This window comes from Suttonella sp. R2A3 (genome assembly GCF_021513215.1).
Classification (GTDB): Bacteria; Pseudomonadota; Gammaproteobacteria; order Cardiobacteriales; family Cardiobacteriaceae; genus JAHUUI01.
The window spans coordinates 600,410-627,003 of sequence record NZ_CP090975.1 but is presented as its reverse complement, the minus strand read 5'-3'; the positions used below and the strand labels follow the sequence as shown (position 1 = coordinate 627,003).

At 46.7% G+C, this 26,594-nt stretch carries 26 protein-coding genes; 21 read left to right on the top strand and 5 right to left on the bottom strand.

Annotation, left to right across the window (positions count from 1 at the left end):
- Positions 1–182 precede the first annotated feature (182 nt).
- The 5 genes from pcnB to L0B52_RS02955 all read left to right on the top strand — a co-directional run bounded on the left by pcnB (position 183) and on the right by L0B52_RS02955 (position 4,870).
- Positions 183–1,493, top strand: a complete 1,311-nt coding sequence (pcnB, locus tag L0B52_RS02975) for a polynucleotide adenylyltransferase PcnB (protein ID WP_235065057.1) — start codon at positions 183–185, stop codon at positions 1,491–1,493.
- On the top strand, positions 1,490–1,987 hold the full coding sequence (folK, locus tag L0B52_RS02970; protein ID WP_235065056.1) for a 2-amino-4-hydroxy-6-hydroxymethyldihydropteridine diphosphokinase: 498 nt from the start codon (positions 1,490–1,492) through the stop codon (positions 1,985–1,987). The genes pcnB and folK overlap by 4 nt, the downstream gene beginning before the upstream one ends.
- A complete protein-coding gene (gene panB / locus L0B52_RS02965; protein WP_235065055.1) occupies positions 1,972–2,766 on the top strand; it encodes a 3-methyl-2-oxobutanoate hydroxymethyltransferase in 795 nt (264 codons plus the stop codon). The genes folK and panB overlap by 16 nt, the downstream gene beginning before the upstream one ends.
- Positions 2,753–3,601 carry a pantoate--beta-alanine ligase gene (panC, locus tag L0B52_RS02960; RefSeq protein ID WP_235065054.1) on the top strand — a complete coding sequence of 283 codons (849 nt, stop codon included), beginning with the start codon at positions 2,753–2,755 and terminating at the stop codon, positions 3,599–3,601. The genes panB and panC overlap by 14 nt, the downstream gene beginning before the upstream one ends.
- A 180-nt stretch (positions 3,602–3,781) precedes the next feature.
- Entirely contained in the window at positions 3,782–4,870 is a 1,089-nt protein-coding gene (locus tag L0B52_RS02955) for a hypothetical protein (RefSeq protein ID WP_235065053.1), read from the top strand.
- 7 nt (positions 4,871–4,877) lie between these two features.
- Here L0B52_RS02955 and L0B52_RS02950 read toward each other — a convergent pair whose 3' ends face one another.
- A complete protein-coding gene (locus L0B52_RS02950; RefSeq protein ID WP_235065052.1) occupies positions 4,878–5,924 on the bottom strand; it encodes a glycosyltransferase family 1 protein in 1,047 nt (348 codons plus the stop codon).
- A complete protein-coding gene (locus L0B52_RS02945; RefSeq protein WP_235065051.1) occupies positions 5,921–6,709 on the bottom strand; it encodes a UDP-2,3-diacylglucosamine diphosphatase in 789 nt (262 codons plus the stop codon). Before L0B52_RS02945 ends, L0B52_RS02950 begins: the two co-directional genes overlap by 4 nt.
- A 197-nt stretch (positions 6,710–6,906) precedes the next feature.
- Between L0B52_RS02945 and L0B52_RS02940 the strand changes: the two genes are divergently transcribed.
- Positions 6,907–7,599, top strand: coding sequence for a YggS family pyridoxal phosphate-dependent enzyme (locus L0B52_RS02940; RefSeq protein WP_235065050.1), 693 nt, complete (start codon positions 6,907–6,909; stop codon positions 7,597–7,599).
- Positions 7,600–7,696: 97 nt separating this feature from the next.
- Positions 7,697–8,236, top strand: a complete 540-nt coding sequence (locus L0B52_RS02935; RefSeq protein WP_235065049.1) for a shikimate kinase — start codon at positions 7,697–7,699, stop codon at positions 8,234–8,236.
- 112 nt (positions 8,237–8,348) lie between these two features.
- On the opposite strand, the gene L0B52_RS02930 is transcribed toward L0B52_RS02935, so the two are convergent.
- From L0B52_RS02930 to asd, 3 genes are read right to left on the bottom strand one after another with little or no spacing between them, the layout of a single operon-like run.
- On the bottom strand, positions 8,349–9,065 hold the full coding sequence (locus tag L0B52_RS02930; protein WP_235065048.1) for a hypothetical protein: 717 nt from the start codon (positions 9,063–9,065) through the stop codon (positions 8,349–8,351).
- Between the two features lie 60 nt (positions 9,066–9,125).
- Positions 9,126–9,581, bottom strand: coding sequence for a ribonuclease HI (gene rnhA / locus L0B52_RS02925; protein ID WP_235065047.1), 456 nt, complete (start codon positions 9,579–9,581; stop codon positions 9,126–9,128).
- Positions 9,574–10,407, bottom strand: coding sequence for an archaetidylserine decarboxylase (asd, locus tag L0B52_RS02920; RefSeq protein WP_235065046.1), 834 nt, complete (start codon positions 10,405–10,407; stop codon positions 9,574–9,576). Before asd ends, rnhA begins: the two co-directional genes overlap by 8 nt.
- Before the next feature lie 92 nt (positions 10,408–10,499).
- Here asd and L0B52_RS02915 point away from each other — a divergent pair, with 92 nt between their 5' ends.
- From L0B52_RS02915 to L0B52_RS02850, 14 genes are all read left to right on the top strand, one after another.
- Positions 10,500–12,281 carry a GNAT family N-acyltransferase gene (locus L0B52_RS02915; protein ID WP_235065045.1) on the top strand — a complete coding sequence of 594 codons (1,782 nt, stop codon included), beginning with the start codon at positions 10,500–10,502 and terminating at the stop codon, positions 12,279–12,281.
- A gap of 83 nt (positions 12,282–12,364) precedes the next feature.
- A complete protein-coding gene (locus L0B52_RS02910; protein ID WP_235065044.1) occupies positions 12,365–12,610 on the top strand; it encodes a type B 50S ribosomal protein L31 in 246 nt (81 codons plus the stop codon).
- 88 nt (positions 12,611–12,698) lie between these two features.
- Complete coding sequence (locus L0B52_RS02905; protein WP_235065043.1) at positions 12,699–13,967, top strand: citrate synthase; 1,269 nt, start codon at positions 12,699–12,701, stop codon at positions 13,965–13,967.
- 114 nt (positions 13,968–14,081) lie between these two features.
- Positions 14,082–15,113, top strand: coding sequence for a pilus assembly protein PilM (gene pilM, locus L0B52_RS02900; protein ID WP_235065042.1), 1,032 nt, complete (start codon positions 14,082–14,084; stop codon positions 15,111–15,113).
- Between the two features lie 2 nt (positions 15,114–15,115).
- Complete coding sequence (locus L0B52_RS02895; protein ID WP_235065041.1) at positions 15,116–15,676, top strand: PilN domain-containing protein; 561 nt, start codon at positions 15,116–15,118, stop codon at positions 15,674–15,676.
- An 11-nt stretch (positions 15,677–15,687) separates the two neighbouring features.
- On the top strand, positions 15,688–16,296 hold the full coding sequence (locus L0B52_RS02890) for a type 4a pilus biogenesis protein PilO (RefSeq protein ID WP_235065040.1): 609 nt from the start codon (positions 15,688–15,690) through the stop codon (positions 16,294–16,296).
- Between the two features lies 1 nt (position 16,297).
- On the top strand, positions 16,298–16,888 hold the full coding sequence (locus tag L0B52_RS02885; RefSeq protein WP_235065039.1) for a pilus assembly protein PilP: 591 nt from the start codon (positions 16,298–16,300) through the stop codon (positions 16,886–16,888).
- A 12-nt stretch (positions 16,889–16,900) separates the two neighbouring features.
- Positions 16,901–19,120 carry a type IV pilus secretin PilQ gene (pilQ, locus tag L0B52_RS02880; protein WP_235065038.1) on the top strand — a complete coding sequence of 740 codons (2,220 nt, stop codon included), beginning with the start codon at positions 16,901–16,903 and terminating at the stop codon, positions 19,118–19,120.
- 69 nt (positions 19,121–19,189) lie between these two features.
- Positions 19,190–20,620: an Asp-tRNA(Asn)/Glu-tRNA(Gln) amidotransferase subunit GatB gene (gatB, locus tag L0B52_RS02875; protein ID WP_235065037.1), complete on the top strand. Its 1,431-nt coding sequence runs from the start codon at positions 19,190–19,192 to the stop codon at positions 20,618–20,620.
- Between the two features lie 87 nt (positions 20,621–20,707).
- Positions 20,708–22,027 (top strand): imelysin family protein, encoded by a 1,320-nt coding sequence (locus L0B52_RS02870; protein ID WP_409202310.1) that lies wholly within the window; start codon positions 20,708–20,710, stop codon positions 22,025–22,027.
- 74 nt (positions 22,028–22,101) lie between these two features.
- Positions 22,102–23,451 carry a di-heme oxidoredictase family protein gene (locus L0B52_RS02865; RefSeq protein ID WP_235065035.1) on the top strand — a complete coding sequence of 450 codons (1,350 nt, stop codon included), beginning with the start codon at positions 22,102–22,104 and terminating at the stop codon, positions 23,449–23,451.
- Entirely contained in the window at positions 23,448–24,437 is a 990-nt protein-coding gene (locus tag L0B52_RS02860; RefSeq protein ID WP_235065034.1) for an imelysin family protein, read from the top strand. The genes L0B52_RS02865 and L0B52_RS02860 overlap by 4 nt, the downstream gene beginning before the upstream one ends.
- Positions 24,437–25,420 (top strand): sterol desaturase family protein, encoded by a 984-nt coding sequence (locus L0B52_RS02855; RefSeq protein WP_235065033.1) that lies wholly within the window; start codon positions 24,437–24,439, stop codon positions 25,418–25,420. Before L0B52_RS02860 ends, L0B52_RS02855 begins: the two co-directional genes overlap by 1 nt.
- Positions 25,350–26,477 carry a cytochrome-c peroxidase gene (locus tag L0B52_RS02850; RefSeq protein WP_235065032.1) on the top strand — a complete coding sequence of 376 codons (1,128 nt, stop codon included), beginning with the start codon at positions 25,350–25,352 and terminating at the stop codon, positions 26,475–26,477. The genes L0B52_RS02855 and L0B52_RS02850 overlap by 71 nt, the downstream gene beginning before the upstream one ends.
- Positions 26,478–26,594: the final 117 nt, after the last annotated feature.

Genomic DNA, 26,594 nt, shown 5'->3' with positions numbered 1-26,594 from the left:
CGCCTGTAACCAGCGATGATGAAGCCGCCGAGGCGAGCTCGGCAGCAATCAGCATTGAAGATCAACCCAATTAAGTGCATGTTGTTTATCTATCACAGTATTTTTAATAACAAATTATCGCAGTCACTATTGCTGCGGTGGTGTGTTAGCGAACAGCGTGCCAACAACAATGAGAGGATGGCATGAGCCAAGCCGCAAACTCACCTAACTTAACCTGTCGTCGTCTTGATGGTAAAGATTATGGCATAACCAACAACCAATTCGACCGCCGAGCGGTTAATATCGTCAAACAAATCAATCAAGCCGGCTTTGATGCCTATTTGGTTGGTGGCTGTATACGCGATCTACTGCTCGGACTTCCCCCAAAAGATTTTGATATCGCCACCAATGCGCGTCCGGAAGAAGTGGCGGGATTATTTCGCAATTGCCGCTTAATCGGTCGGCGTTTTCGCCTCGCGCATATTCATTTTGGGCGCGATATTATCGAAGTCGCTACCTTCCGCGCCTCACCTGATCAAGAACAGCGTACTGACGCACATGGTCATGTGCTCGAAGACAATCATTACGGCCATATCGAAGACGATGTCGTGCGTCGTGATTTTACGGTCAATGCGTTGTATTACGACGTGCGTAGTGGTGAAATCCTAGATTATCTGAACGTGATGGACGATATCGAGGCCAAACGCATTGCGATGATTGGTGATCCGGAGGCGCGTTATACCGAAGATCCAGTGCGTATGCTACGTGCTGCGCGCTTTGCCGCCAAGCTGAACATGACCATTGAGCCCAAAACACAAGCCGCGATCGCGCAGTGTCGTGACGGTATTAAAGCAGTTCCTGCAGCGCGTTTATTTGATGAGGCACAAAAATTATTTATGGGTGGCTATGGTGAGCGTTGCTTTGCCAGCCTTCAAGAACACGATTTATTTACCGCGCTTTTTCCCGATACAGCGAGTGTATTTGAACATCAACAAGAAGATTATGCGCGTTATGCCCAAGAACTGGTGCGTATTGCGCTGGCCAACACCGATCAGCGCATTGCTGAAGGGCGTCCGGTCACGATTGCCTTTTTACTGGCAGCGATTCTTTGGCCGGTCTATCAACTTGCCTACCAAGGGTTATTTGAAGAACGTGATAACTGGCATGCAGCGATGCATGAGGCAGTGGATGTGGTGCATTTAGCGGCAGCAGAACGCTTGTCGATTCCAGTACGTTTGCGCGGGATGATCCGTGAGATTTGGACGTTACAAGCGCGCTTTGACTTAGCCGGTCGCTCAACGCGGAAAATGCAAAGCTTGCTCAGTCATCCGCGTTTTCGCGCGGCTTATGATTTCTTGCTTATTCGCCATGGTGCTGGTGAGCCGTTAGATGCGCTGGTTGATTGGTGGACTGCGCTGCAACAAGATAACGATTTGATGCCTAGTCATGATGAAAAGCCTCGCCCGAAAAAACGGCGTAGTCGTGGTGGGCGAAAGCGTCGGGGTGATCGATGAAGCATCGCGTGTGGGTGGCTTTTGGCAGCAATATAGAAGACCCGGTTGCCCAGCTTGTGCGTGCGCGTGCGAGCTTGGCGCAAACGATGGTTGAAGAAGCTGCCTCACCGCTGTATCAAACCCCACCATTTGGCTTCACCGAGCAGCCGGATTTTGTCAATGCGGTGGTTCGCTACCGTACTGATCTTTCCCCGCATGCGGTTTTAGCGCTGTTGATGCGCACCGAACACGCGCAAGGTCGCGTGCGCAGTATTAAAAATGGCCCGAGAACGTTAGATCTCGATGTGCTGCTTTATGACGATGCTGTAGTCGAGAGCGCGGATTTAATCGTGCCGCACCCAGGCCTAACCTCGCGCGATTTTGTCTTACAACCGCTCGCAGCTATTGATGCTGAATGTGAGATTCCCGGTCATGGACGAGTCGCTGACGTATTAAGCACATTAGCTAGCAAGCCATTACCAATCATTGAGGACAAGCGATGGGTATCACCTTAACCACCTTACAAAAAAAGAAAGCCGAAGGCACGCGCATTACCATGCTTACCGCTTATGACGCAAGCTTTGCAGGGCTGATGCAGCAAGCTGATATCGATTGTCTATTGGTTGGCGATTCGTTGGGTATGGTGGTCGCAGGACACGTCAATACCACACCAGTGAGTGTCGATGATATGGCCTACCATGCTGCTGCAGTTGCACGTGGCGCGCCAGGATGTTGGCGGATCGTCGATATGCCGTTTATGAGCTACGCCACAGTCAAGCAAGCTTTAGCAAGCGCGCAACGCTTGATGCAGGAAGGGCAGGCGAATATGGTCAAACTCGAAGGTGGACATTCGTCGCAGCTTGACGTCATTCGTGCACTGAGTGAACAAAATATTGCTGTGTGTGCGCATTTGGGGTTAACCCCACAAACGGTCGATAAGCTTGGTGGCTACCGTACAGTTGGTAAACGCGACGGTGAAGCAGAACAACTGCGCGAACAAGCGTTAGCGGTGCAGGCGGCAGGTGCTGAGATGCTGGTGCTTGAATGTATTCCACGTGGTTTGGCAGCAGAAATCACCGCTGCGCTCGATATCCCTGTAATCGGTATTGGTTGTGGGCCAGCAACCGATGGGCAGGTTCTGGTCAGCTACGATGCCATCGGTATCTCACCGCATATCCCGTATTTTTCGCACAATTTTCTCGAAGGTCAAGCGAGTTTGCTCGACGCATTTGCAGCCTATCGTGAGGCGGTAATCAGTGGCGCATTCCCTGGAGACGAACATGCGCGTGATTAAAGACCTCAAAAGCTTAAACGAATGGAAGCTCAATCAGCGTGATGCTGGTGCGTCGTGGACGTTAGTGCCGACGATGGGAAATTTGCATGATGGGCATTTATCGCTGGTTGATGAGGCGTTAACGGTTACGGATTGTGTGATGGCTTCCGTGTATGTGAATCCTACGCAGTTTGGTGTAAACGAAGATTTAGACAGCTACCCACGCACGCCAAAAGAAGATATCGAAAAGCTTGAGGCGGCTGGTATTGCTGCGGTGTTTATGCCTGATGACGGGCTAATCTACCCATTTGGTAAAGACAACGCGATTGGCTTTACCTTACCTGATGTGTTCACCAAGATCTTGTGTGGTGTGAATCGTCCGACGCATTTCCAAGGCGTGGCTGCAGTCGTCTCACGCTTGTTTCACTTAGTTGAGCCAAAATACGCCGTTTTTGGTTTAAAAGATTTCCAGCAGCAGTGGATTATTCGTCGTTTGGTCGCAGACCTGCATATACCAGTGGAGATTGTTGGTGCGGAAACAGTGCGCGCTGAAGACGGTTTGGCGATGAGCTCGCGTAACCAATATCTAAGCACGACTGAGCGCGCAATCGCGCCAGTTTTACACAGTACGTTGCAGCAAAGTCAGCTCGCGATTAGTGCTGGTGAGGATATTGAGCGTACGCTAAGACAGGCCAAAGAGCGCTTAACCCAAAAAGGGTTTGTGGTGGATTACCTTGAACTGCGCCAGCAAAGCGATTTGATGCCCGCAACGGATATCTGTGAACCGGTTGTGCTGCTTGTTGCGGCAAAGCTTGGCCGTACACGTTTGATCGATAATATACAGTTCACGAATTAACCGTTTTGACGCTGTACAGTTCATGGGCCATTAACGACTCAGCTTGATAGGTAACATGATTGCCTGAAACTAAAAGCGGATTGACATAAAAGTATTCTCTTTTGCACTATGATTTTGTAGGAAAAATTGGCTATAATCATTTTGGTTAACCATTTTTAATCATCGTTAATGGAGCAAATTATGTCTATTAAACAAACCCCAGTTGGTAGTTTGCCACGTTCTGCGGAATTACAAGCCGCCTATGCCGCTTATGCGGATGGGCAGTTGGCTAAGTCTGAGCTCGATCGTTTAATCGAGAAAGAAATTAAAGACGTTGTTCAGACTTACGAACAGATTGATGGCAATCCGATCATTACTTCTGGTGAGGTGGAAAAGCCCAATTTTCTCACGTATTTCCTTGAGCAAGGATTTATTAAACTTGGTGAACCCAATCCTAAAGACAAAAAAGGGTTTGTGATCGATTTTGAAGGGCACCATTCGCGAGAAATGGCAGTTTTACAGAAAGAACAAACGCCGTTTAAATTTGCTCATTACAGCGATGAATGGCTGCCAGTGCTAAAAAAATACAGCAACAAACCGTTTAAAGCCACAGTCATTTCTCCCTCAGCTGTATCATTGATTTATGTTGATGAAATTGAAGGCTATAGCAAAGCGCAATTTACCGAAGATTTGGTGAATGAATGTGCTAAAGATATTAAAAAAGCCATTGCTGCTGGTGCTTCTGAAGTGGGTTTGGATATGACCGAGGCTACTTATGCTCAGAAAGTGGATAGTAGCGGGGCGTTACTCAAACAAATGGTCGGTTTAGTGAACCAGGTATGCGATAAACTCACGCCGCAAGAATTACAAGCAGTAACGCTACATACTTGCTTTGGTGCGGATAATTTCACCAACCATAATTACAGTAATTACGCTGAAATTTATCCTGTGTTATTGCAATCGAAGATTCAGAATTTCCATTTTCCATTTGCCAGCTTAGGTGAGCGAGAGTTCGAATCGATCCTGCATTGTATTAAAGAGTATATCGGCAATAAATTCGTGTATTTAGGTTTTGTGTCGCATCTGAATAAAGAGATTGAATTACCGACACGGATTGCCGAACGAATTGTGTTGGCGAGCGATATTCTTGGGCAGGTGCCAGGGGTGTCAGAATGCTGTGGTTATTCGCCATTTTGCAATGATTTAACCACCACACGTGAATGGGCGTTTGAAAAAATACGCGCCCGTGTAGCTGGTGCGCAGTTAGCGGCAAAAAAATTAGGGATTTAAAGCCTAATCAATGTGTTTCCGCAAGTGGTGCCTGGGCAATAAATGGTTCGAGTAACACACGAAAACGCAACGTCGTTTCCAGCCAGCTGTGCGCAGCGGCGAATTCTGCGCAGTCGTCGCGATTTAGCGCGAGTGCGTCTAAGCAGGCCTGCGCTAAATCCTTATTTAACGCACCGGTTTTAGGGTCGCTAATTACATCTATAGGCCCTTCAACCGGATACGCCGCCACCGGTGTGCCACACGCCATTGCTTCGAGCAGCACCAAGCCAAAGGTATCGGTTTTACTGGGAAACACGAACACATCGGCTGCGCGGTAAAATGGCGGCAGTTCTTTTTGCGGATACGCGCCGAGAAAATGCACCTCAGGATAGGCTGCTTCAAGTGTGGCTTTTGCAGGGCCATCACCTATCACCCATTTGCTGCCGGGTAAATCCAGTTTAAGAAACGCTTCGATGCTCTTTTCCGGCGCCACGCGACCAATATAGACAAAGGTAGGACGTGCGCGTTCTTCGTCACGCATCATGGGCTCTAATGCATTGCGCTCACCGGGATAAAACCGCGCAGTATCCACACCGCGGCCCCAAATTACCGTGTGCTCAATGCCACGTGCATTGAGTGCTTTGCCAATACCTTCGGTAGGAACCATCACCCGCACCGATGGCTTATGGAACAGGCGCATGATCGCATAACCGATGCTTAGTGGTAGGCGAAAACGGGTATGGATGTATTCAGGGAAACGGGTGTGATAAGCGGTCGTAAACGAGAGTTTGTGACGCAAGCAATACCGGCGTGCCGCCCAACCGAGTGGTCCTTCGGTGGCGATGTGAATGGCATCAGCAGAAAATTCATCGAGTAGAGTAGCAACGCGGCGTTTTGCACCGCGAGCCAAACGGATTTCCGGATAGGTTGGACAAGGCCAGGTGCGAAATTGGTCGGGGGTGATCATCAATACATTGTCGCCTTGATCAAGCAAGGCACGGCGTGTTTGTGTAAGCGTGCGTACAACGCCATTAACTTGAGGATGCCAGGCGTCACTGACAATCGCGATATTCATGCGGCATCCGCAGTTTCTTGGACGCTGGTTTTTTCCATACGCTTAGCGACTACATCCGCCCAGTAAATAATCTCCATTCGTCCGTCGCTGTGTTCAACTAACGCGGTCACACTTTCTACCCAGTCACCGCAGTTGTAGTATTCGATGCCTTCGATAGTACGCATTTCTGCGTGATGGATGTGTCCGCAAACCACACCATCAAAGTCACGTTTTTTTGCCTCGCCAGCCAGTAAGCGCTCAAACTCACTAATAAAATTCACCGCATTTTTCACTTTATATTTTAAGTATTGCGAGAGCGACCAATAGGGCTTGCCTAAGTAGCGCCGGATTTTATTGAGCAGTGTATTCAGCGAAAGGGCGAGCTGGTAAAGTGTATCGCCAAGGTGGGCTAACCACTTGGCGTATTGCATAACGCCATCGAATTCATCACCATGCATGATGAGCAAGCGTTTACCATCGGCCGTGGTGTGTTCGCTTTGCTGTCTAATTTCTACCCCACCAAAATCAAGATCAACGTATTGCCGTGCCGCCTCATCGTGGTTGCCCGGAATATAAATCACTCGTGTGCCTTTGCGTGCTTTACGTAGCAATTTCTGCACCACATCATTATGCTCTTGAGGCCAATGCCAATGCTTTTTCATTTGCCAACCATCGACGATATCGCCCACTAGAAACAGCGTATCACTTTCCGTATGGCGTAAGAAATCGAGCAACATATGGGCTTGTGAGCTGCGGGTACCAAGGTGGCAATCGGAAATCCAGATAGTGCGGTAGTGTTTGCTCATGAGTACTCCGGTTTGTTGGCTTACCGGCAAGTTAACAGCGCGATGTTACGGTTTTATGACCATCGTCACTAAGATCATTCATGATAAAATTGATGAGATAGAGTCCATAAAACACAGCGATAGGGCTGCGCTTTTTCGTAAAAACTGCGCGTGCTGATCAACGCATTATTTTGCACGTCGATAGGAGAGATAGATTAATGACAAACCCCATTCACAACAGTATCGCGCGTGTGCTCGAACAGATCTCTGGCGCTTGTGAACAAGCTGAGCGCTCGCCTGAAGATGTACGATTAATGATGGTCACAAAAACGGTTGAAGCCGCGCGTATTCGTGAAGCCTTGGCTAGTGGGCAAACGCTGATTGGCGAGAATAAGGTGCAGGAAATTAACGCCAAATATGATGCGCTCGCTGATGTGGCACATGACACGCACCTGATCGGTCATTTACAAACCAATAAAATTAAAGATGTGATCGCGCAAGTGAGCTGTATTCAGTCGCTCGATCGGGTGAAGCTGGCGCATAAACTTGAGCAGCGTCTGGAATTTGAAGACCGTACCATAGATGTGCTGGTTCAGGTCAATACCTCTGGGGAGGCGTCAAAATTTGGCGTAGCGCCAGAAGACACGCTTGCGCTGATTGAAGAAACGCTGCATTGTGAGCGGATTCGCATTCGTGGTTTGATGACAATTGGTGCCAATACCACTGATGAATCGCGTATTCGCGCGTGTTTTCGTAGCTTGCGTGAGATTCAAGCTCAAGCTCGAGATCGCTTTGCTGATCGCGCGCAATTCGATGAATTATCGATGGGGATGAGCGGGGATATGGCGTTGGCAATTGCTGAAGGCTCAACCTTGGTGCGGGTTGGCAGCGCTATATTTGGCGCACGCTAATCGCTCAGTGAGTAGGGGAATTTTCACCAAGCAACGGACAAGATGGACAGTTGCCGTTATAATTGGCTTACGTTACAGCTAGTTTAGAGACGGGATTATGGCGCAAGACCGCAAAATCGTTTTAATAGGGCCGATGGGTGCAGGGAAAACCTCGCTCGGAAAACGCTTGGCAAACCGCCTGCGCTGGCGGTTTGTTGATACCGATCAAGCGATTTGCGCACGAACTGGTGTGGATATTCCGACGATTTTTGATACTGAAGGTGAAGAAGGATTTCGCCGTCGCGAAGAACAAACCTTAGCTGATGTGTTAGCGGAACCGCATGATTGCGTGGTGGCTTGTGGTGGTGGGATTGTGCTTAGCGAGCATAATCGACGCCTCATTGCACAACAGCGCCTGGTTGTGTTTCTTGATGTGTCTGTAGAACGTCAACTGCAACGCGTGGGCAATGATAAGCGCCGGCCACTGACGCAAGTCCCCGATGTTGCGGTACGATTGCAGGTGTTGCGCGATGAGCGCTTAGGGCTATATGAAGGCTTGGCGGATTACCGCCTGGATACCGACGCGAATTACTTTTCCCTGTCGTTTAAATGGTTATGGGAAGAAGTCCAACGCCGCTTGGAAATGGAAGGCGTTTAATTCAAAACCTAAGCTAGCAGTTTTTTATTTCTCTATGAGAAGTAGGCCACTATAAAAAGACATAGTCGATCACTTAAATCGTATACCTATAACCATAGATGGCAATTGGTTTTTACATCAACTCAAATGTAATAGGGGTTTTGTAACGCTTGGTGGTTAACTCAGCCCTAAAGGATTTTTTAGGGTTCAATATGATTTTGTTATTTTTAACCCCAATAGTGTCAACCAATGAATAGATATCTTCGTAATCTTCCAGTGTAAAGTTATGAGTGGTTGTTGAAGCATTTTTCTTATCTTTATATTCAATAATTGCATTATCCAGCTTGTTAACCGGAGCCACTTGGTAATAAATATCTATTCGATAGGTTTTTGTTTCTTTGGTTTTGAAATGGATTTTGAGTTCACGACCATACTTGGCTAGTTCGAATTTGGTTTGTTCTATAAGTTTTTGGGAATTTTTGTTACTTATCGATTCCAGAATCTCTAAAATTTTAGTCTCAATAAACGCATCTTTTTGATTATCTTGTAAGGCATTGAATTTTTCTGGGACAATCCCAAAGTCCACATATTGTATTCTTCTATCAATATTACGATTAGAAACATGGAGTTTGTTTTCCTTAAGAAGGGAGGTTAAATTGATATAAATATGGTCTTGCTCGCCAAAAGAATAGTTTAATTCATTGAGTTTTCTTGCGATTCTTTGGGTAATATGCACTAAGTTTTTAGTTGGCTTTAAAATAATGCCTAAATATGACGGCAAACTATGTCCTGAAATATTTTCAATCTCACTTTCATAGAGCCGGATGTCTTTAAGTACTCTGTTAGCCATTGTAAATACCTGCTATATAAGTCGTGTCGGCGTTGAAAGCCACCAGTTTAAATTAACAGCCTAACCTTGATGTTGTTCTCGCCATTGTTCAATGGCTTCGTTGGCGAGCGTATCCGCGACTTCGTTGCCAGGGTGGCCGCTGTGGCCTTTAACCCAGGCCCACTCAATATCGTATTGCTGCACGAGGTTATCGAGTTGTTGCCAGAGTTCTGCGTTTTGTACCGGTTTTTTTTGTGCGGTGCGCCAGCCATTCTTTTTCCAGCTGTGAATCCATTGGGTAATGCCGTTTTTAACATAGACTGAATCGGTGGTGATGCGGATTTTACATGGGCGCTTGATCGCTGATAACGCTTCAATCGTTGCTTGTAGCTCCATGCGGTTATTGGTGGTGTGTGATTCAGCGCCTTTAAGCGTTTTTTCATGGCTGCCATAGCGCATGAGTACGCCCCAGCCGCCAACGCCTGGATTACCTTTGCATGCACCATCGGTATAGATGTCTAAAAAGTCGTTACTCATGGCTGCTTGCGATTGCCTCACCCATATAGATTTTTTCTCCACACTCAAGTTTGTCATTCGCCCAATCAATGGCTTGTGGTTCGAATAATAAAATGACCGTTGAGCCAAGATTAAAGCGTCCGATTTCCTCACCTTTATTAAAGGATAGCGTTTGTTCGCGGTAGTCATACGTATTATCGGCGGCGTTTAATACATCACCATGCCAGACGGTGCTGATACTGCTGACGTTTAATGCGCCAACCATTACCACCGCCATTTTGCCTAAATCCGTATTAAATAGACACACTGCGCGTTCATTGCCGGCAAAAATGTTGGGAATTTTATCGAGCAGCGATAAGGCAACGCTGTGTTTGTCGCCGGGGCAAAAACGCATCGCTTGCAGGGTGCCGGGATAAGGCATGTGGATGCGATGATAATCGTCGGGTGCGAGATAAAGTGTTGCTGCGCTGCCGCCAATAAATGGTTGCGCCCAATCTTCGCTGCCAAGCAGTGCAGCGAGTGAATAGGGCATGCCTTTGGCTTGCAAGAGGGTTTCGGCGCTGAGTTGTTCGTGGATCGCGCATCTGCCGTCAACCGGGCTGATAATATGGCCTGGGTTATCGTCAATCGGGCGCGCACCATCGGCGAGGGCGCGGGTAAAGAAGTCATTAAGGCTATGGTAGGATAAAGGGTCTTTTTCGGCGGCAAAATCGGTGCGTGCACCGGTAATGCGCATATAGCTTTTAATGATGGCGTTTTTTATTTGTGGCTGTTCGATGCGCGCCAAACGAAACATCAGTTGGCTCATCAAACGCCGCGGAATCAGGGTATAGAGGGCTTTATTCATGGTCGAGGATTTTAGCATATCCACCTGCCAGCTTTTGACATCTTTCAGTAACACGCCATTTTTATAATGCGTCAAAACCTTAAGGTGTGTTTATGATTGATATTGCCAGTTCCTATAAAGCCCATGCTCGAGGAATCATGCATCTTCCCGGGGTGCGCCATGCAGCGATTGCTTTTTTACGCTATCTATTACACGAACGCGAAATTAATGATTTTTTGCAGCAGCATGGCCATCTGCCGCTAAAAGCATTTATCGAAGAAGCTTTTGCCTATTTAGAGATCGATTATTCGTTAGAGCTCGGCGTTGATGCCGCTATTCCAGCTCACGGCCGTTGCGTTGTGGTCGCCAATCATCCGTTAGGCGGGATCGATGGATTGATTTTATTACACGCAATGCTTTCTGTGCGCGATGATGTGAAGATTGTCGCGAATGAGCAGTTGTGCGCGATTACGCCACTCGCGCCTTATGTTATCCCCGTTGATGTCTGGCGCCATGATTTTGCACGCAAGCAAATTCGTGCGATTGAAGCAGCGCTGCATGATGAAGAGATGGTGATTATTTTTCCAGCTGGCGAAGTCTCGCGGATGCAGCAAGGTGAGGTTGCTGATCGTCAGTGGTCAAAAGCTTTTTATCATATTGCGCGCTCTTCTGATGCGCCAATACTGCCGATTTATGTGGATGGGCGTAACAGTCAGTGGTTCTATCAAGTGAGCCGCGTTGCCCCATTTGTTTCAACACTCATGCTGGCGCGTGAAATGTGGCGGCCGCCAAAATCTGCGGTAAAACTCCATTTGGCTAAAGCGCTATCGATTAAGATGCTCCAAGGTTTGCCGCTCGATTTATCGCAGGTGGTCACGCTCATTCGTCAGCATGTCTATCAGCTCAGTGGGCCAAGCAGTGGCATATTTAATACGCCAAAACCGATTGCTGATGCGCTTGATCGGCGAGTCATTCGCCATGCGCTACGCTCGACAAAATTGCTTGGCCATGTCGGTGAGTATCAGCGGATTTTGTATTATCAGCCACAACATAATGCCGTTTTACTGCAAGAAGTTGGGCGGCTGCGTGAATTGGCGTTTCGTGAGGTAGGAGAGGGCAGCGGTCAGGCGCGTGATCTGGATAAATACGATAGTTATTACCACCATTTGCTGATCTGGCATAACCAGGATCAGGCGTTGATGGGGGCGTATCGTGTGTTGCCGACTGAAAAGATTTATCGCACGCAGCAGCTTGATAAACTCTATACCCATCAGTTTTTTGAATTCTGTGGTGATACGGCATGGCTTAATGAGGCTATGGAGCTTGGGCGAGGCTTTATTTGTCCAGAGTATTGGAATACGCGTGCGCTCGATACCACATGGCAAGGTATCGGTGCATACTACGCGCAGCACCCATCGATTCGCTATTTATTTGGCGGGGTAAGTATTTCGCCACAATATCCACGCGAAGCGGTTGATTGGCTGGTGGCTTATTATCGGTTGTATTATGCGTCAGACCGGCAATGGGTTAAGGCGCGTAATCCGTATGTGATTACCGCAAAACGCCGGCGTATGATTGAAGAAACTTTTACCGGTATGGGACGTAAAGAAGCGGAAAAAACCCTCAAGCAACGACTGAAGCATATGAATTTAGTGATTCCACCCCTGTTTAAACATTACAGCGCGCTGTGTGAAGAAGGCGGGGTGGTGTTCGCGGATTTTGCCGTTGATCCGGATTTTGGCTGTTCGGTAGATGGTTTTGTGGTGGTCGATATGCAGCAAATGAAAGCGAAGAAGCGACAACGCTATATCGATCCGCATTGTGGGGATCAGCAACAAAAGGGCGAGGCTCAGCCATCGAGTGATGCGTTGGTGGCGATGACTCTGGACGAGTAAGCTAAATACTGCTTGCTTTGTTGGCAAGGACTCTGTAAAATTTCGCAGTTTTTCAGCCGAATGAGTTTAACCCGGAGTAGATTATGAAAAAAGACATTCATCCAGAATATCGTCCTGTTGTTTTTCAGGATGTTGGTGCAGATTTTGCCTTCTTGAGCAAATCAACTGTTGAGACTAAAGAAACCATTAAATGGGAAGATGGCGAAGAGTATCCATTAGTACGTGTGGATATCAGCAGCAAATCACACCCATTCTATACTGGTAAGCAGAACATCGTTGATAGCGCGGGTCGTGTTGACCGCTTCCGTCGTAAATACGGTAAAAAATAAGCCCAAACTAAACGTTTGCTTGACGTTAATTATTGATTGGGTTAATTTGGTGCGTGTTTTATGATGTTGCGCAGATAGAGGAGGCGTTATGGTTGATCGTTCGGTAAAATTGGTTGATTCACAGCAGGGTAAAGAGATTGAACTGCCGGTTTATGAACCAACCTTAGGGCGCCCCGTTATCGACATCGCTAGCTTGCCAAAAGAGGCAGGCTATTTCACGCATGACCCTGGCTTTGGCGTGACCTCAAGCTGCGAAAGTAAAATTACCTTTATCGATGGTGGTGAAGGTAAGTTACTTTATCGTGGCTACAGTATTGAAGATGTTTCTGAGAACTTAAATTATCTTGATACCGCGTATTTGCTTTATCACGGTGAAGTACCGACAAAAGAACAAAGCGAAGCCTACACACAAAAAATCAAATACTACCGCCTGCTCAATGAGCGCGTGCATCATTTCTTTGATGGCTTCTATTATGACGCGCATCCGATGGCGATGATGACAGGTTTAGTTGGTTCATTGGCTGCATTCTACCCTGATGCCATTGATATCAATGACGAAAAAATGCGCGAGATCACCTCGTTGCGTTTGATCGCTAAAATGCCAATGATTGCAGCAGCAATTTACCGTCATTACAAAGGCTACCCCGTCATTTATCCTGAGCATAATGAAGGTTACACTGAAAGCTTCTTACGCTTGATGTTTGAGCGCCCAGGTCAAGACTACGAGCCTGATCCATTAGCGGCAAAAGCGCTCGATTTGTTGTTTATCTTGCACGCTGATCATGAGCAAAATGCGTCAACGTCAACGGTGCGCTTGGCCGGTAGTACCGGAACCAACCCTTATGCGGCAATTTCTGCTGGTATCGCGTCATTGTGGGGTCCAGCGCACGGTGGTGCAAACGAAGCTGTGCTCAATATGCTTGATGAAATTGGCTCGGTCGAGAATATTCCTAAATTCATCGAGAAAGCTAAAGACAAGCAAGACCCCTTCAAACTCATGGGCTTTGGGCATCGTGTGTATCGCAATTATGATCCGCGCGCCAAAATTATTCAGAGCATTTGCTATGAGATTCTTGAGCGCTACGGTGATGATCCGCGTATGGAGTTGGCGATGAAGCTCGAAGAAGCGGCGCTGAAAGACGATTATTTCATTGAACGTAAACTTTATCCGAACGTTGATTTCTACTCAGGGATTATCTATAGCGCGCTCGGCATTCCAGTAAATATGTTTACGGTGATGTTTGCGATCGCTCGTACCTCTGGTTGGGTGGCGCACTGGAACGAAATGGTCAGCGATGGCTACCGCATCGGTCGACCTCGCCAGCTTTACACTGGAAATAATATCAGAAAGTTATAAAGAAATAGATAATAGACTGGTAAAAATAGCGCTTATATTGTAATCTTGTCCGTAATAATAAATAATTTCTAATTATGCTGGGCAGATGGAATTTGATTTAGCAAAGGAGCAACAATGCTAAGCGCAAAGACGAGCGATGTGGCGATTGATATTGGGCAGTATGCGGTTAAGCTTATTGAGCTCAAAAAAAATAGTGGGACCTACGTTGTATCAACGTACCGCGCGTCTCGTCTTAACCGAAGCGAAGTACATAATGAAGTTGGTGCTATTCAACAAGCGGTAAGTAATGTTGCCGGACAATATAATTTCTCCAAGCGAAGCGCGATAACCCACATTCCTTTGGGCGATACCATCACTCGAAAAATCGATATCGAACCAAGTTTGAGCGATTATGACACTGATGGCTCTATTGAAGTTGAATTAGGCGAAGTATTGCCTTTTACACTTGATCAAGTTTATTACGATTATCATATGCTGGATAATGAAGGTCATTATCTAGCCGTTGCTGCGCGGCGTGATATTGTTAATCAGCGCGTTGATGCGATTACCCAAACAGGAAAATATACGAAGCGTAGTCAGCCACAGATCGAGGTTGATGTTGACGCGTATGCTTATGGTCGTCTGGTCTCGCAAATCTATAGCCGGCATTTTGCTGATAATGAGATTATTGTTTTGGTCGATATTGGCAGCAAGAAATCCCGCTTCTATTTTTATGATGCAACGGGATTGATTTTCCACCGGGAGCAGCAAATTGGTGGGCAACAAGTTACCGATAGTATCATGGATATCTATTCGTTATCAGAACAAGAAGCTGAAGAGCGTAAGGTACATCAGAGCGTTGGTGAGGAATTTACGGATTTGGTGCTTACGCCTTATGCCAATAGCTTTGCTGAACAAGTCAATTTAGTGTTTGATTTCTTCGATGCCAGTAAGAAAACCGACGCTCCGATTGCAAAAGTGGCACTTTGTGGTGGTGGTGCTTGCCTGAAGGGGCTGCGCAAAGCGTTAAATGCTCAGGTTGAGTATCCTATTGGTGATCTTGATTTAAGCGAAGTTGTGATCAATAAGCATGCTGATGATCAAGATTGGGCAAACGCCATGCTGCAGTTTGCACTCCCCGTAGCGTTGCTGTGTGAAGGAGAATAATCATGAAAACACGTTTTAATTTATTACCTTGGCGGGAAAAAAAACGTGCTGAACAGCAGCAGCGTTTTGTTGGTATTACCGTTTTTGTTGGTTTAATCTGCGCGGCAATTTGGGGTTATAACTACTTCCTCGAGAAAAAATATATTGAACAACAAAACGATACAATCGCGATGCTCACATCCGATATCCAAGGTTTTGAGCGTGCAAAAAAAGAAGTTGAAGAAATCAAAAGCTTAGTTGGTGATATTAATAAACAAATAACCACGATTTCTGCGCTGAGCGTTAAGCGTGAAGTGGTGGTTGACACGTTAGCGTTTATTGCCAATAACACCCCAGAAGAAATTTTCCTAAACTCTATCTCGTTTAACGGTCAAATTTTAACCATCGATGGAGTGGCTAAAAATGATGCGGAAATCGCCAATTTTATGCGTAAGATGAAAGGCCTTGAATTTTTCACTGAACCCAGGTTGCGCGGGATTAATGCCGCAAAATCTTCCTCACGTTATACCGTGCCTGAGGAATCAGAAATCAAAACATTTACCATCGTGATTTATTTGGCCTAAAGGAGTCATTCGTGAATATTGTTAGGTTATCACAATTAGACCGAAGCCGCCCCGGGACATGGCCAATTTATTATCAGGTGTTGATTTGGGTTGCGATTGCGGTTGTTCTGTCGTTTCTCTATCTCAGGTTTGTGCACGGTAAATTAGCGGACGAGCAAGATTCTTTAGACAATCAAATTAATAACTTAGTCGGGCAATATGATAAGCTCTATCAATATAGTGTTGACTTACCGGCTTATCGCGAACATAAGAAACAACTGGTTGGTCAATTACAAGAGTATTTGACCTATCTGCCGTCTGAAACCGAAATGCCGAGTCTGGTCGATGAAATTTATCAAACCGGCTCACAAAATGGCATCGTGTTTTCAGCGCTCACCCCAGGACAAAGCAGCGCTAAAACCTATTACAATCTTGAACCGATTTCTTTAGCCACGAAAACCTCTTACGACAGCTTTGCGCATTTTGCCGAACAAATCGCTTCTTTCCCACGCATCCTCAATGTGCAAAACTTTGATATGAAAGTAGAGGATGATTCGCCTAGCGGGATTGCAATCAACAGTATTCTTGAAACCTACATCTACAACCAAGATATTTCAAAATACCTAGGTGAGGGACAGTAAGATGCCGACACGTAACGCTGGAATACACAAAAGTGCGCTTATAGTTATGGCGGTATGTTCAATGGGGTTTACAGAATTCTTCATTAAAGATAATCCGAAAGAGGGTATTGAAGAACATATCCAGCGTACGGTTGAGTCAACTCAACCCAGCGAAACGCTTGATGTTGAGTCGGTTGCGGATCTGCAGGTGGCTTTTCCTATCCGCTATAAAGGGAGTGAAAACAGTCCATTTGCGGTGAAAAGCTTTGTTGGTCGTACGGATGTGTCTAGTCAAGAACAACCGGAAGATATCTGCGAAGATACGCAGTGTGGTGATGGTCCGCCCACCGATCATTTACCATTTTTCTTAGAAAAATATAGCCTTGATGCCTTGGCCATGGTTGGTACGCTAGATGCACCTAATGGTGGTAAAAGTGCACTCATTAAAACACCTGATTCTGGCATTGTCACTGCCGATGTTGGTCAATATATCGGTAAAAACAACGGGTTAATTATCGCTATTGGTCGGGATAACCTGATCGTTAGAGAAAAATACCGCGTGGCGAATGGCTGGGAAGACCGGATGGATAAACTGATATTGATAAGGAAATAAGAAAGGTTAATTATGAAACATATAGCGCTTGTATTGGCAATCTCAGTAGCGACAGCTGCACAGGCAGCGACCCTTTCAGACCTTTCTTATGGTCCGACGAATGGTCGTTATCAGCTCATTTTTGAAAACGCTGGTGTGAAACCGAATGTGTTTACCACCGCCGAACCAGCAACGATTGTTTTGGATTTTGCGGGGGTGAACTCTGGCTTGAGCGCGCGCGAGATCGCGATTTCCCAAGCTGGGATCTATGACGTTGATGTCGTAGAGGCCGCTGGCACAACTCGGGCCGTTGTGAACTTGGCTGCACCACAATCTTATGAAGTTGTTCAGCAAGGTAAGGATATTATTTTGCTGTTTACTAATCCACCAAAACACATGCCTGCCAAAGCTGCACCAGTGGCTACGGCCACAGCTTCTGGAGGTTTGTTCAACAGCGTCATCAGCCCAACGGGATCCGCAGGTGAGGTGACGATTTCTCGCCAGCCGACGAGCGTTACACCAATGCCAAAACCGGTTGTGAGAGAGCCTCAGCCGCCAACACAGACCAAACAATTTGAAGCACCTGCGCAGGCTTTACTCAGCCCACAATTTCGTAAGAAAGACGGTAATACAGCCGTGATTTCATTTGTGCTCCCAGCGCAGCATCGGGTCGTGAATACCCGAAAACAAGCTGGGGAAATTATGGTGACCCTCGATGGTCATCAGCTTGCGAAATCAGAACAAAAACGCATGGAGTTTGCGGATTTTGGTACCGCGGTAAATTATATTGATTTAGCGCGTACCACAACCGGCACAAACATGGTTATCGCAACCCAGAAAAATACTCCTTATGAATACACCACGTATCAAAATGGGGATATTTACACCATCGAGTTGACTATCCCTAAGCCCGATACCAGCTTTATGGAGCAAGTTGATGAAGTACAAGGGTTCAGCGCAACCAAGCGTTATCGTGGTGAGCCATTGTCGCTTAATTTCCAGGATATTGAAGTGCGTGCGGTGCTGCAAATTATCGCTGAATTTACCGGCAATAACGTGGTGGTTAGCGATGCAGTGTCCGGCAACATCACTCTGCGCTTAGATAATGTGCCTTGGGATCAAGCGCTTGACATTATCTTGAAAACCAAAGGGCTAGGAATGCGTGAAAATAATTCCGTGATCTATATTGCCCCGGCAGCTGAGTTAGATCAGCGTGAATTAGACGCGCTGCGTGTGGTGCAAGAGCGTAATGAATTGGTGCCTTCGCGTACCGAGCTGATTCAAGTGCAGTATGCGCGCGCGGCCGATTTGGTCGGTATCATCGAAAAATCGCGAGAAGGCAGCGGCGGTGAAGGTCGCGGCGCATTTTTCCGCGATGCGATTCTTTCCAGTAAAGGAACGGTGAGCGTTGATGAACGCACTAACACCTTATTGGTCAGCGATATTCCCAGCAAAATTCAAGCAGTCCGCGAACTGGTGGCGAAACTTGATGAGCCAGTACGTCAGGTATTGGTTGATGCACGCTTGGTGATCACCAATGATGATTTCTCTCGTGATCTTGGCGCAAAGTTTAACACAAGGTTTACTTCAAGAATTGCAAACGAAAATGATCAAAGAGGAAGAGATCTAAGAAATCAAACATTGACAGGTCGATTGGGAGTCGATTTACCTAAACCTGCTACTTATGGCTTAGCGATTTTGGGTTCTGATTTCTTAGTCGATTTAGAGCTCTCAGCGCTTCAAACTGAAGGTCGTGGGGAAATCATCTCCAGCCCACGTGTGGTTACTCAAGACGGACAAAAAGCAACCATTGCTTCTGGTCAAGAGATCCCTTACCAGACTGTGAGTAGAGATGGTGTGCCTTCAGTTGAGTTTAAAGAGGCAGAATTATCCCTTGAGGTGACCCCGCGCATCGCGCCGGATAATCGTGTTGATATGGAGCTTAATATCACCAAAGATTCACCAAACTTTGCCAACCAGTTAGGCAATAATGTGCCGATCAATACCAACCAATTAGAAACCAATGTGTTGGTTGATAATGGCGAAACCATTGTTTTGGGTGGAATTTATGAACAGGCCCAAAGTATCAGCACCAATAAAGTGCCACTATTGGGGGATTTACCGTTAATCGGTAATGTGTTTAAGAAAACCAACAACCAGTTTAAGAAAAATGAGCTGTTGATTTTTGTTACCCCAAGAATTATTGATCACCGCTTATCGCAATCAGATAAGTTCTCTAACTTGCGTGACTAAACGGTTCTTTTTATAATCTTAGCTTTGCCCCACTGAACGTGGGGCAGCTTGCTTTATCAGGATGGCATCATGCGTTATGAAGCTGTGATTGGTTTGGAGTTGCATATTCAGCTCGATACCAACAGTAAACTTTTTTCTAGCTCCCCAAACACTTTTGGCTCAGAGCCGAACGACAATACCAACGAACTCGACTTAGCTTATCCTGGGGTTTTGCCTGTGCTCAATCGTCAGGCGGTAGTCTATGCGGCGATGTTTGGCCAGGCGATTGACGCCAAGGTCAATCCGCACGCGTTTTTCATGCGTAAAAATTATTTTTATCCTGATCTGCCGAAAGGTTATCAAATCAGCCAACTGGATGATGCGGTCATTCAAGGCGGTACGGTGGTGCTTGATATGGGTGAGTATCAACGCGAAGTACGCATTAATCGTGGACAACTCGAAGAAGATGCTGGTAAATCGGTGCATGATGCGTTTTCAGATCGTACCGGGATTGATCTCAATCGTGCGGGTGTTCCACTGATTGAATTAGTAAGCGAGCCGGATATGCGTAGCGCTAAAGAAGCAGTCGCCTTTATGCGCAAAATTCACCATCTAGTGCGCTATCTTGGCATCAGCGATGGCAATATGCAGGAAGGGTCATTTCGCTGCGATGCGAACGTATCGATTCGTGAGCCGGGCAGTGAGGCATACAACGCACGCGTTGAGCTTAAAAACATCAACTCATTCCGCTTTGTCGAGCAGGCGATCAATATCGAAATTGAGCGGCAAAGCGATTTAATGGATCAAAGCCAGCCAATTGACCAGGAAACGCGCTTATTTGACGCTGAAAAGCAAGAAACGCGCACTATGCGCAGTAAGGAAGAAGCGAACGACTACCGCTATTTCCCTGATCCTGATTTGCTACCACTGGATTTGGATGAAGCATTTTTTGAGGAAGTGGCAGAACAATTGCCGGAATTGCCTCATCTGCGTCGCGAACGCTATAGACAAGCGCATGAGCTTGATGAAGATAGCCTGGATTATATTCTTCAAGATCGTTATAGCGCGGATTTTTTTGATGCCGTGGTCGCGCAATGTGGCGATGGCAAGCTGGTGAGTAATTGGTTGCAGGGTGAATTTGCACGACTATTAAACGAACATCAACTAGACATCGATGAAGCGCCGGTTAGTGCTGAGGCTTTAGCAGCACTATTGCAACGCATTCAGGATGGGACGATTTCTGGCAATGCCGCCAAAAAATTACTCCCACAAATGTGGGAAAGTGGTGAGTCAGCTGATGTGCTGATTGACGCGCAAGGCTTGAAACAAGTCAACGATGATCAGCAAATCCTGAGCTGGATTGATGAGGTGATTGTTGAAAGTCCTGATCAGGTTGCCGCTTATCAAAATGGGCAGGAAAAAATGCTGGGTTATTTCGTCGGGCAAGTACTTAAGCGTTCAAAAGGGCAGGCGAACCCGAAAACGGTTAATCAATTGTTGCGTGATAAGCTTAAACAATAAAGTTAATGAGAAATATTCTGATTATTGTTGCTTTTTGTATTAAGTAGGCGTAGTCTAACGCCCACATTCACACACTAAGGATTAATGATGACTCATTCCTTTAAGAAAGTGGCGCTCGCTGTCGCTATTGGTTTTACGGCTACTGGTGCGTTCGCACAAGAACCAGCCGCAGTATTAAATACCTATGCTGAAATTGCCCAGGCTAACTATAGCGATGCGCTCGCTGATGCGATTAAGCTGCAAGAAGCGATTAAGCGTTTTAGCGACAATCCAACGGAAGAGTCACTACAGGCGGCTAAAGACGCTTGGCTGCAGTCGCGCGAAAGCTACGGTGAAACAGAAATTTTTCGTCTTTCAGCCGGTCCAATTGACGCCGAAGAAGGTTGGGTAGCTGATGCTTATGGTGCCTTAGAAGGGCAAATCAACGCCTGGCCGCTCGATGAAAACATGATTGACTATACGATTGATGCCGATGGCCAAAAAACCACTGGTAATATCATCGATTCAACGGGTGAGTTTACCCCAGGTGGCGAAGAGCCTGAAGCGGTTAATGTTGATGAGATTAACGTTGAGGTTATCACCGCGCTTAATGAAAATGGTGGTGAGGCGAACGTTGCCTCTGGTTATCACGCCATCGAGTTCCTGCTCTGGGGACAAGATCAAGACTACAATAACTTTATTGAAGACACGATTACCAATGGTGCCATGGTCGCTGGTCAACGTCCATTAACTGACTTTACTGAAGACAAATTCGCTGAGCGTCGCTTAGCGTATTTAAACGCGGCCGCTGATAAGTTAGTGGCTGATGTTGAGTTGGTCAGCAGCGCTTGGGCTGGTGAAGTTGATGGTAATAAAGGGCTTTATCGCGCCGCGTTGCTTGGCCAACTTGATGGTGCAGACGCCGATAAGAATATTGCTAGTGATGAAGCATTGAAAAACATCTTTATTGGCATGGGGATGTTCATTAAATCAGAGCTTGCTAATGAGCGTATCGCGGTCGCTGTGCTCACGCCGAGCGAAGAAGATGAACATAGCTGTTTCTCAGATAATACGCATCGCGACATCGCACAAAACTTCCAAGGATTTAAAAATATCCTGATGGGTGAGTATTTAAACGATAAAGTTGGTGCGGCACCATTTGATGCGCTTTCTGAAGAAGATCAAAAAGCTGTTACTGCTTTGGTTGACGATATTGATGCACGAATTGCCACCATCAATGATCTGGCGATAAACAGTATGCATTTTGATTATCAAATTCACCCAGAAAATGAAGACAGCGTCAATAACGTGGTTGCGCTGAAAAATCAGCTACGTAAATTGGGCGATAAAATGGTCACCGTTGGTGCGGCCTTTGATGTATCGCTTAACGAAGACGACGTAACCGACGCAGAAGAAACTCAAATTTAGTTTTAAAGCGTTTCGTAAAAAAACCTCGGTTGCTTCTCTTGCAGTCGAGGTTTTTGCATAATAAAAAGGCAGTGATGATGGATTACCGTCGCGTATTGATATTAGGGGCTTTGGGGTTATGTTCATGGGTAGTCGCTTCCCCTGATGAGTGGTTTAGCGATACGAGCAGTGAGCGACCGATGGCACAACGATTAGAGTCACTCGATGATGCGACGCTCGATCAATTTATTTTAGGACGCTCATTTTTCTCAATCCCGTGGGTGGTGGCGCCTAGTGCGACGACCGCGCGAGATGGATTAGGGCCACTATTTAGCGCCAATACCTGCGCCAGTTGTCATCAAAATAACAGCGGTGGGATGGCGATTAATGATAAGGGTGAGCCATTGCGTGCACTGGTGTTTAAGTTAGCGCAACCTGAGTTACATGGAGCGCGTCGCGCTGATGAGATCAACATTGCAGATCCGTCTTATGGCCGGCAAATTTCGATTAATGGCACGGGTGCTGTGCCCCATGAAGCAAATACCCATTTAGAGCGGGTTGAGCGCATCTTTAGCTTTCCGGATGGTACAGAAGAAACGCTAGAGGTATTTGTGCCGTATTTGAGTAATCAACAATATGGCGACCTACATCCTAAGAGTCAATTTGCTCTACGCCAGGCGCTACCTTTAACCGGCATGGGCTTGATTGCCAAGATTGACCCGCAAGATTTGCTAGAGGCTGCTGACCCTGAAGATAGCGATGGTGATGGCATCTCTGGGCGGGTGAATTGGGTGCATGACATAGTGAGTGATAGCTCACGTGTCGGTAAATATGGTTGGAAAGCAGGTCAACCCACCGTTTTACAACAAACTGCGGATGCGGCAGCGCACGATATGGGCTTAACCAACCCCTTGTTCCCTGAAGAATTGTGCACACAGTCACAAACTGAATGTTTAGCAGCACCAAGAGGTCGACCAAGTCCACTGGGTGATTTTGATTTACCAGAAATGCGCTTACAAGCGATTGTGGCTTATGTCCGATCGTTTAAGGCGCCACGCCCTGTATCGCTCAGTGAAGAAGCGCAATCAGGAAAGACGTTATTCACAGAGATAGGTTGCGCGACCTGTCATAGCCCACTCCAACGCACCCGTGAAGGGCTTGAGTTTGCCCCGTATAGTGATTTCTTACTTCATGATATGGGCGTGAATTTAGCCGATGGGCGACCAGAATTTGATGCTGATACGTTTGAATGGCGTACAACCCCATTGTGGGGTATGGGTTATCGAATACGGGCTGGTGAGCGTTTTTTACATGATGCACGCGCAGCCACACCGTTGGCGGCTATTTTATGGCATGGTGGTGAAGCAGAGGCGGTACGTGATCGCTTTAGTGCCTTACCTGCCGCGCAGCGACAACAGATTCTCAGCTTTTTGGAGGCTTTATGAAACCGATTTTGCTTGCCCTTACCTTAGTGTGTTCTTCATTAATCCACGCTGAATCTTATAGCGATGATGAGGCGCTCGCGGGCATCTATGATCAAGTGCTTAAAACCAATGCTGCACAAGCAATTGGTGCTTGCAGCAGTTTGCAAGAAGCCCTTGGTGGTGGCATAGAAGGTTTGCCCTATGAAACCGCTTTTAGCGAGCTGGTGGTGGCTTGGAAGCAGGTAGAAGCAACCTATATGCTCGGCAGCATCGATGTGGCGGCGATTGATTTTCCCACCTATATCGATATGTTCCATATGGGCAACGAGGATATTAATCAATCGTTAGCGCGCGCGCTTGATGGCGACAGTGAGCCGAAAACGGCGTTATTCAAAAATGCCTACAAAACGATCGGTGCACTGGAGTATTTGCTTTATCAAGAGGCGAAAAGCCCACGTCAGTTAGCGTTTGCCCAAGTGGCCACGGATAATCTCTGTCGTCGTTTTGGTGATATTGCGCAAGTGCTTGATGACGCGCAAGGTGATTATATGAATAATCCGGATAAATCTACCGCGCTCCTGCTTAATGCGCTGGTTGAAAGTGTGTATAAAACACGCGAATGGCGGGTAGGGGATCCGGCAGGCTTATCGCGTAAATATGGTGGTTCCCCTGATCCTGCACGTGCGGAATATCGCTTAAGCGGTCAGTCGCTGCCAGCGATCCGCGCGATTTTGGCCACGCATCAGCAAATGATTGGTGAGGACGCACAACCGAATTTAGCAACAATTGCCTATAATCATGGCGCTGATGAAGCGATTGCCTTAGCACAAGGCGATTTGTTGACCGCGATTGCTGCTGCTGAGGTCATGGAGGTTGGCGAAGATTTGACGCCAGAGAATGCACAAGCGCTATTTGACGCGATGAGTGCGCTACAAACCGATTACTACCAACATTTGGTGAAATCGCTTGATGTGGTGGCGAAAATATTGGATGCTGATGGGGATTGATGATGGCGTGGTATCTGAATGATCCAAGCGAGCGTTTGTACTGGGGGTATTTAGTAACCTCTGTATTATTAGCGCTGATGCTTAGTTTCATTCAATACCGAAAACTGCCGCAAATTTCAGCGATTAAACGTTGGCTAACCCACCGTGATACGCGTTTGGACGTGGGCTATTTCTTTGTTATCTGGGCGATTAAAGCGTTAGTGATTGCGCCGTTAATGCTCTCAGCACAGGTAGTCGCTATGGCCACTTATCAGCTTTCCTCGCAGTTCTTGGAGCCCATTTATCGGCCGATTCGTTATGAATGGTTGGTGATCGCATACACCGTATCATTATTTTTGGTCAGCGATTTTACGCGTTATTGGCTGCACCGTTGGCTACACAGCAATCGCTTTTTATGGTCTTTTCACAAGGTTCACCATTCACCGGAAGTGTTGAATCCTCTGAGCTTTTATCGCGTTCACCCGGTAGAGAATATTTTGTTTGGCCTGCGATATGCCTTCAGTGCAGGGTTGGTCACTGGGGTTTTTATGGCGTTATTTGGTGCGCGCTTTAACCTCTATACTGTCTTTGGGGTCAACATTACTATTGTTATTTTTTCTGCACTGGGCGCAAATTTACGCCATTCACCGGTGCGCCTGAGTTATGGGCGATGGCTGGAGCATATTTTTATTTCTCCCGCACAACATCAAATTCATCATGCCACCAAACATATGCATCATAATTATGGCGGTTATTTAGCGGTTTGGGACTGGCTCTTTGGCAGCTTGAAATGTAATCACGAAGTAGAAAAAAACCTGCAAATCGGTTTGGGGCGAGGGCAATTTAAAAAATACAATACAATAATAAAAATGATAATATATCCTATTAAGGAGAGTGGGCGACTCATTTATCGTTCTTTGAGGAAAAATGACTATGAAACAAGCAATCATCATCGCACTGGCCATAAGTTCTATTCAGTTAAGTTTTGGCGACGAACTCACTGAAGCCGATCTTGGACAACTACTGTTTTTTGACGCCAACCTGTCGCTCAATCGCAGCCAATCATGTAGCACCTGTCACGACCCTGCACGCGCGTTCACCGATGGGCGCGAAACAGCAGCCTTAGGGATTGCTTCTCTAGGAGATGATGGTCATTCATTTGGAAACCGGAACGCACCAACCGCTGCCTATGCCAATACATCTCCGGCCTTTCATTATGATGAAGCGCTTGGGGAATACGTTGGTGGTCAATTTTGGGATGGGCGCGCGGCAACCTTAGCCGATCAAGCTGCTGGTCCACCGCTCAATCCAGCCGAAATGGGCATGCCCGATACCGCAACGGTTTTTGAACGCTTAAACGCTAATGCTGTCTATAAAGAAGCGTTCCCAGCGCTCTATGGAGAAGCGGTGCTCAACGACCCGGATACTGCTTATCAGGCGATGACACAGGCGATCCAAGCTTTTGAGCAGACCGAATTATTTTCGCCGTATGACAGTAAATACGACCGGTTTTTGCGTGGTGAGTATGAGCTTACGGTGCTAGAAGATTTAGGGCGCACGCTGTTTTTCTCGGAAGCGAATGTCAATTGCTCAACGTGTCATATGCTCAAGCGCGAAGATGCAGCACAAGAACCATTCACCAACCATCAATACCGCAATATTGGTGTGCCGTCGAATCCGAACATCATTGCTGCCGCAGAGTTAGGAGAGGCATATATTGATCATGGCTTACTGGAGAATCCAGCAGTCGATGATGCGACGTACGATGGCAAAATCAAAACGCCGACCTTGCGTAACGTGGCGATAACCGGGCCGTATATGCATAACGGCGTATTCAAAGACTTACGCACAGTCGTTGAATTTTACGACAAGTATAACAATACCGAGCGCACCATTAACCCTGAAACAGGTGAGCCTTGGCGTGAGGCAGAAGTCCCCGGGACGATTGATTTAGACGATTTGCGCGCACAAAAACTCACTGAGCGTAAAATTGATGCCTTAGTGGCGTTTATGAAAACGCTGACCGATGCCCGCTATGAATATTTGCTTGAAGAAAAATAGTCTTGAATGCTTTTTCACGGCTTTGTTAACGAGCGGTTTTAGCCTACTCATCTAACACGGATGGTTGCAATTCCCTTATCGTGGTGGTGATTTGTTCGGTTTTCAGCGACAATAGCG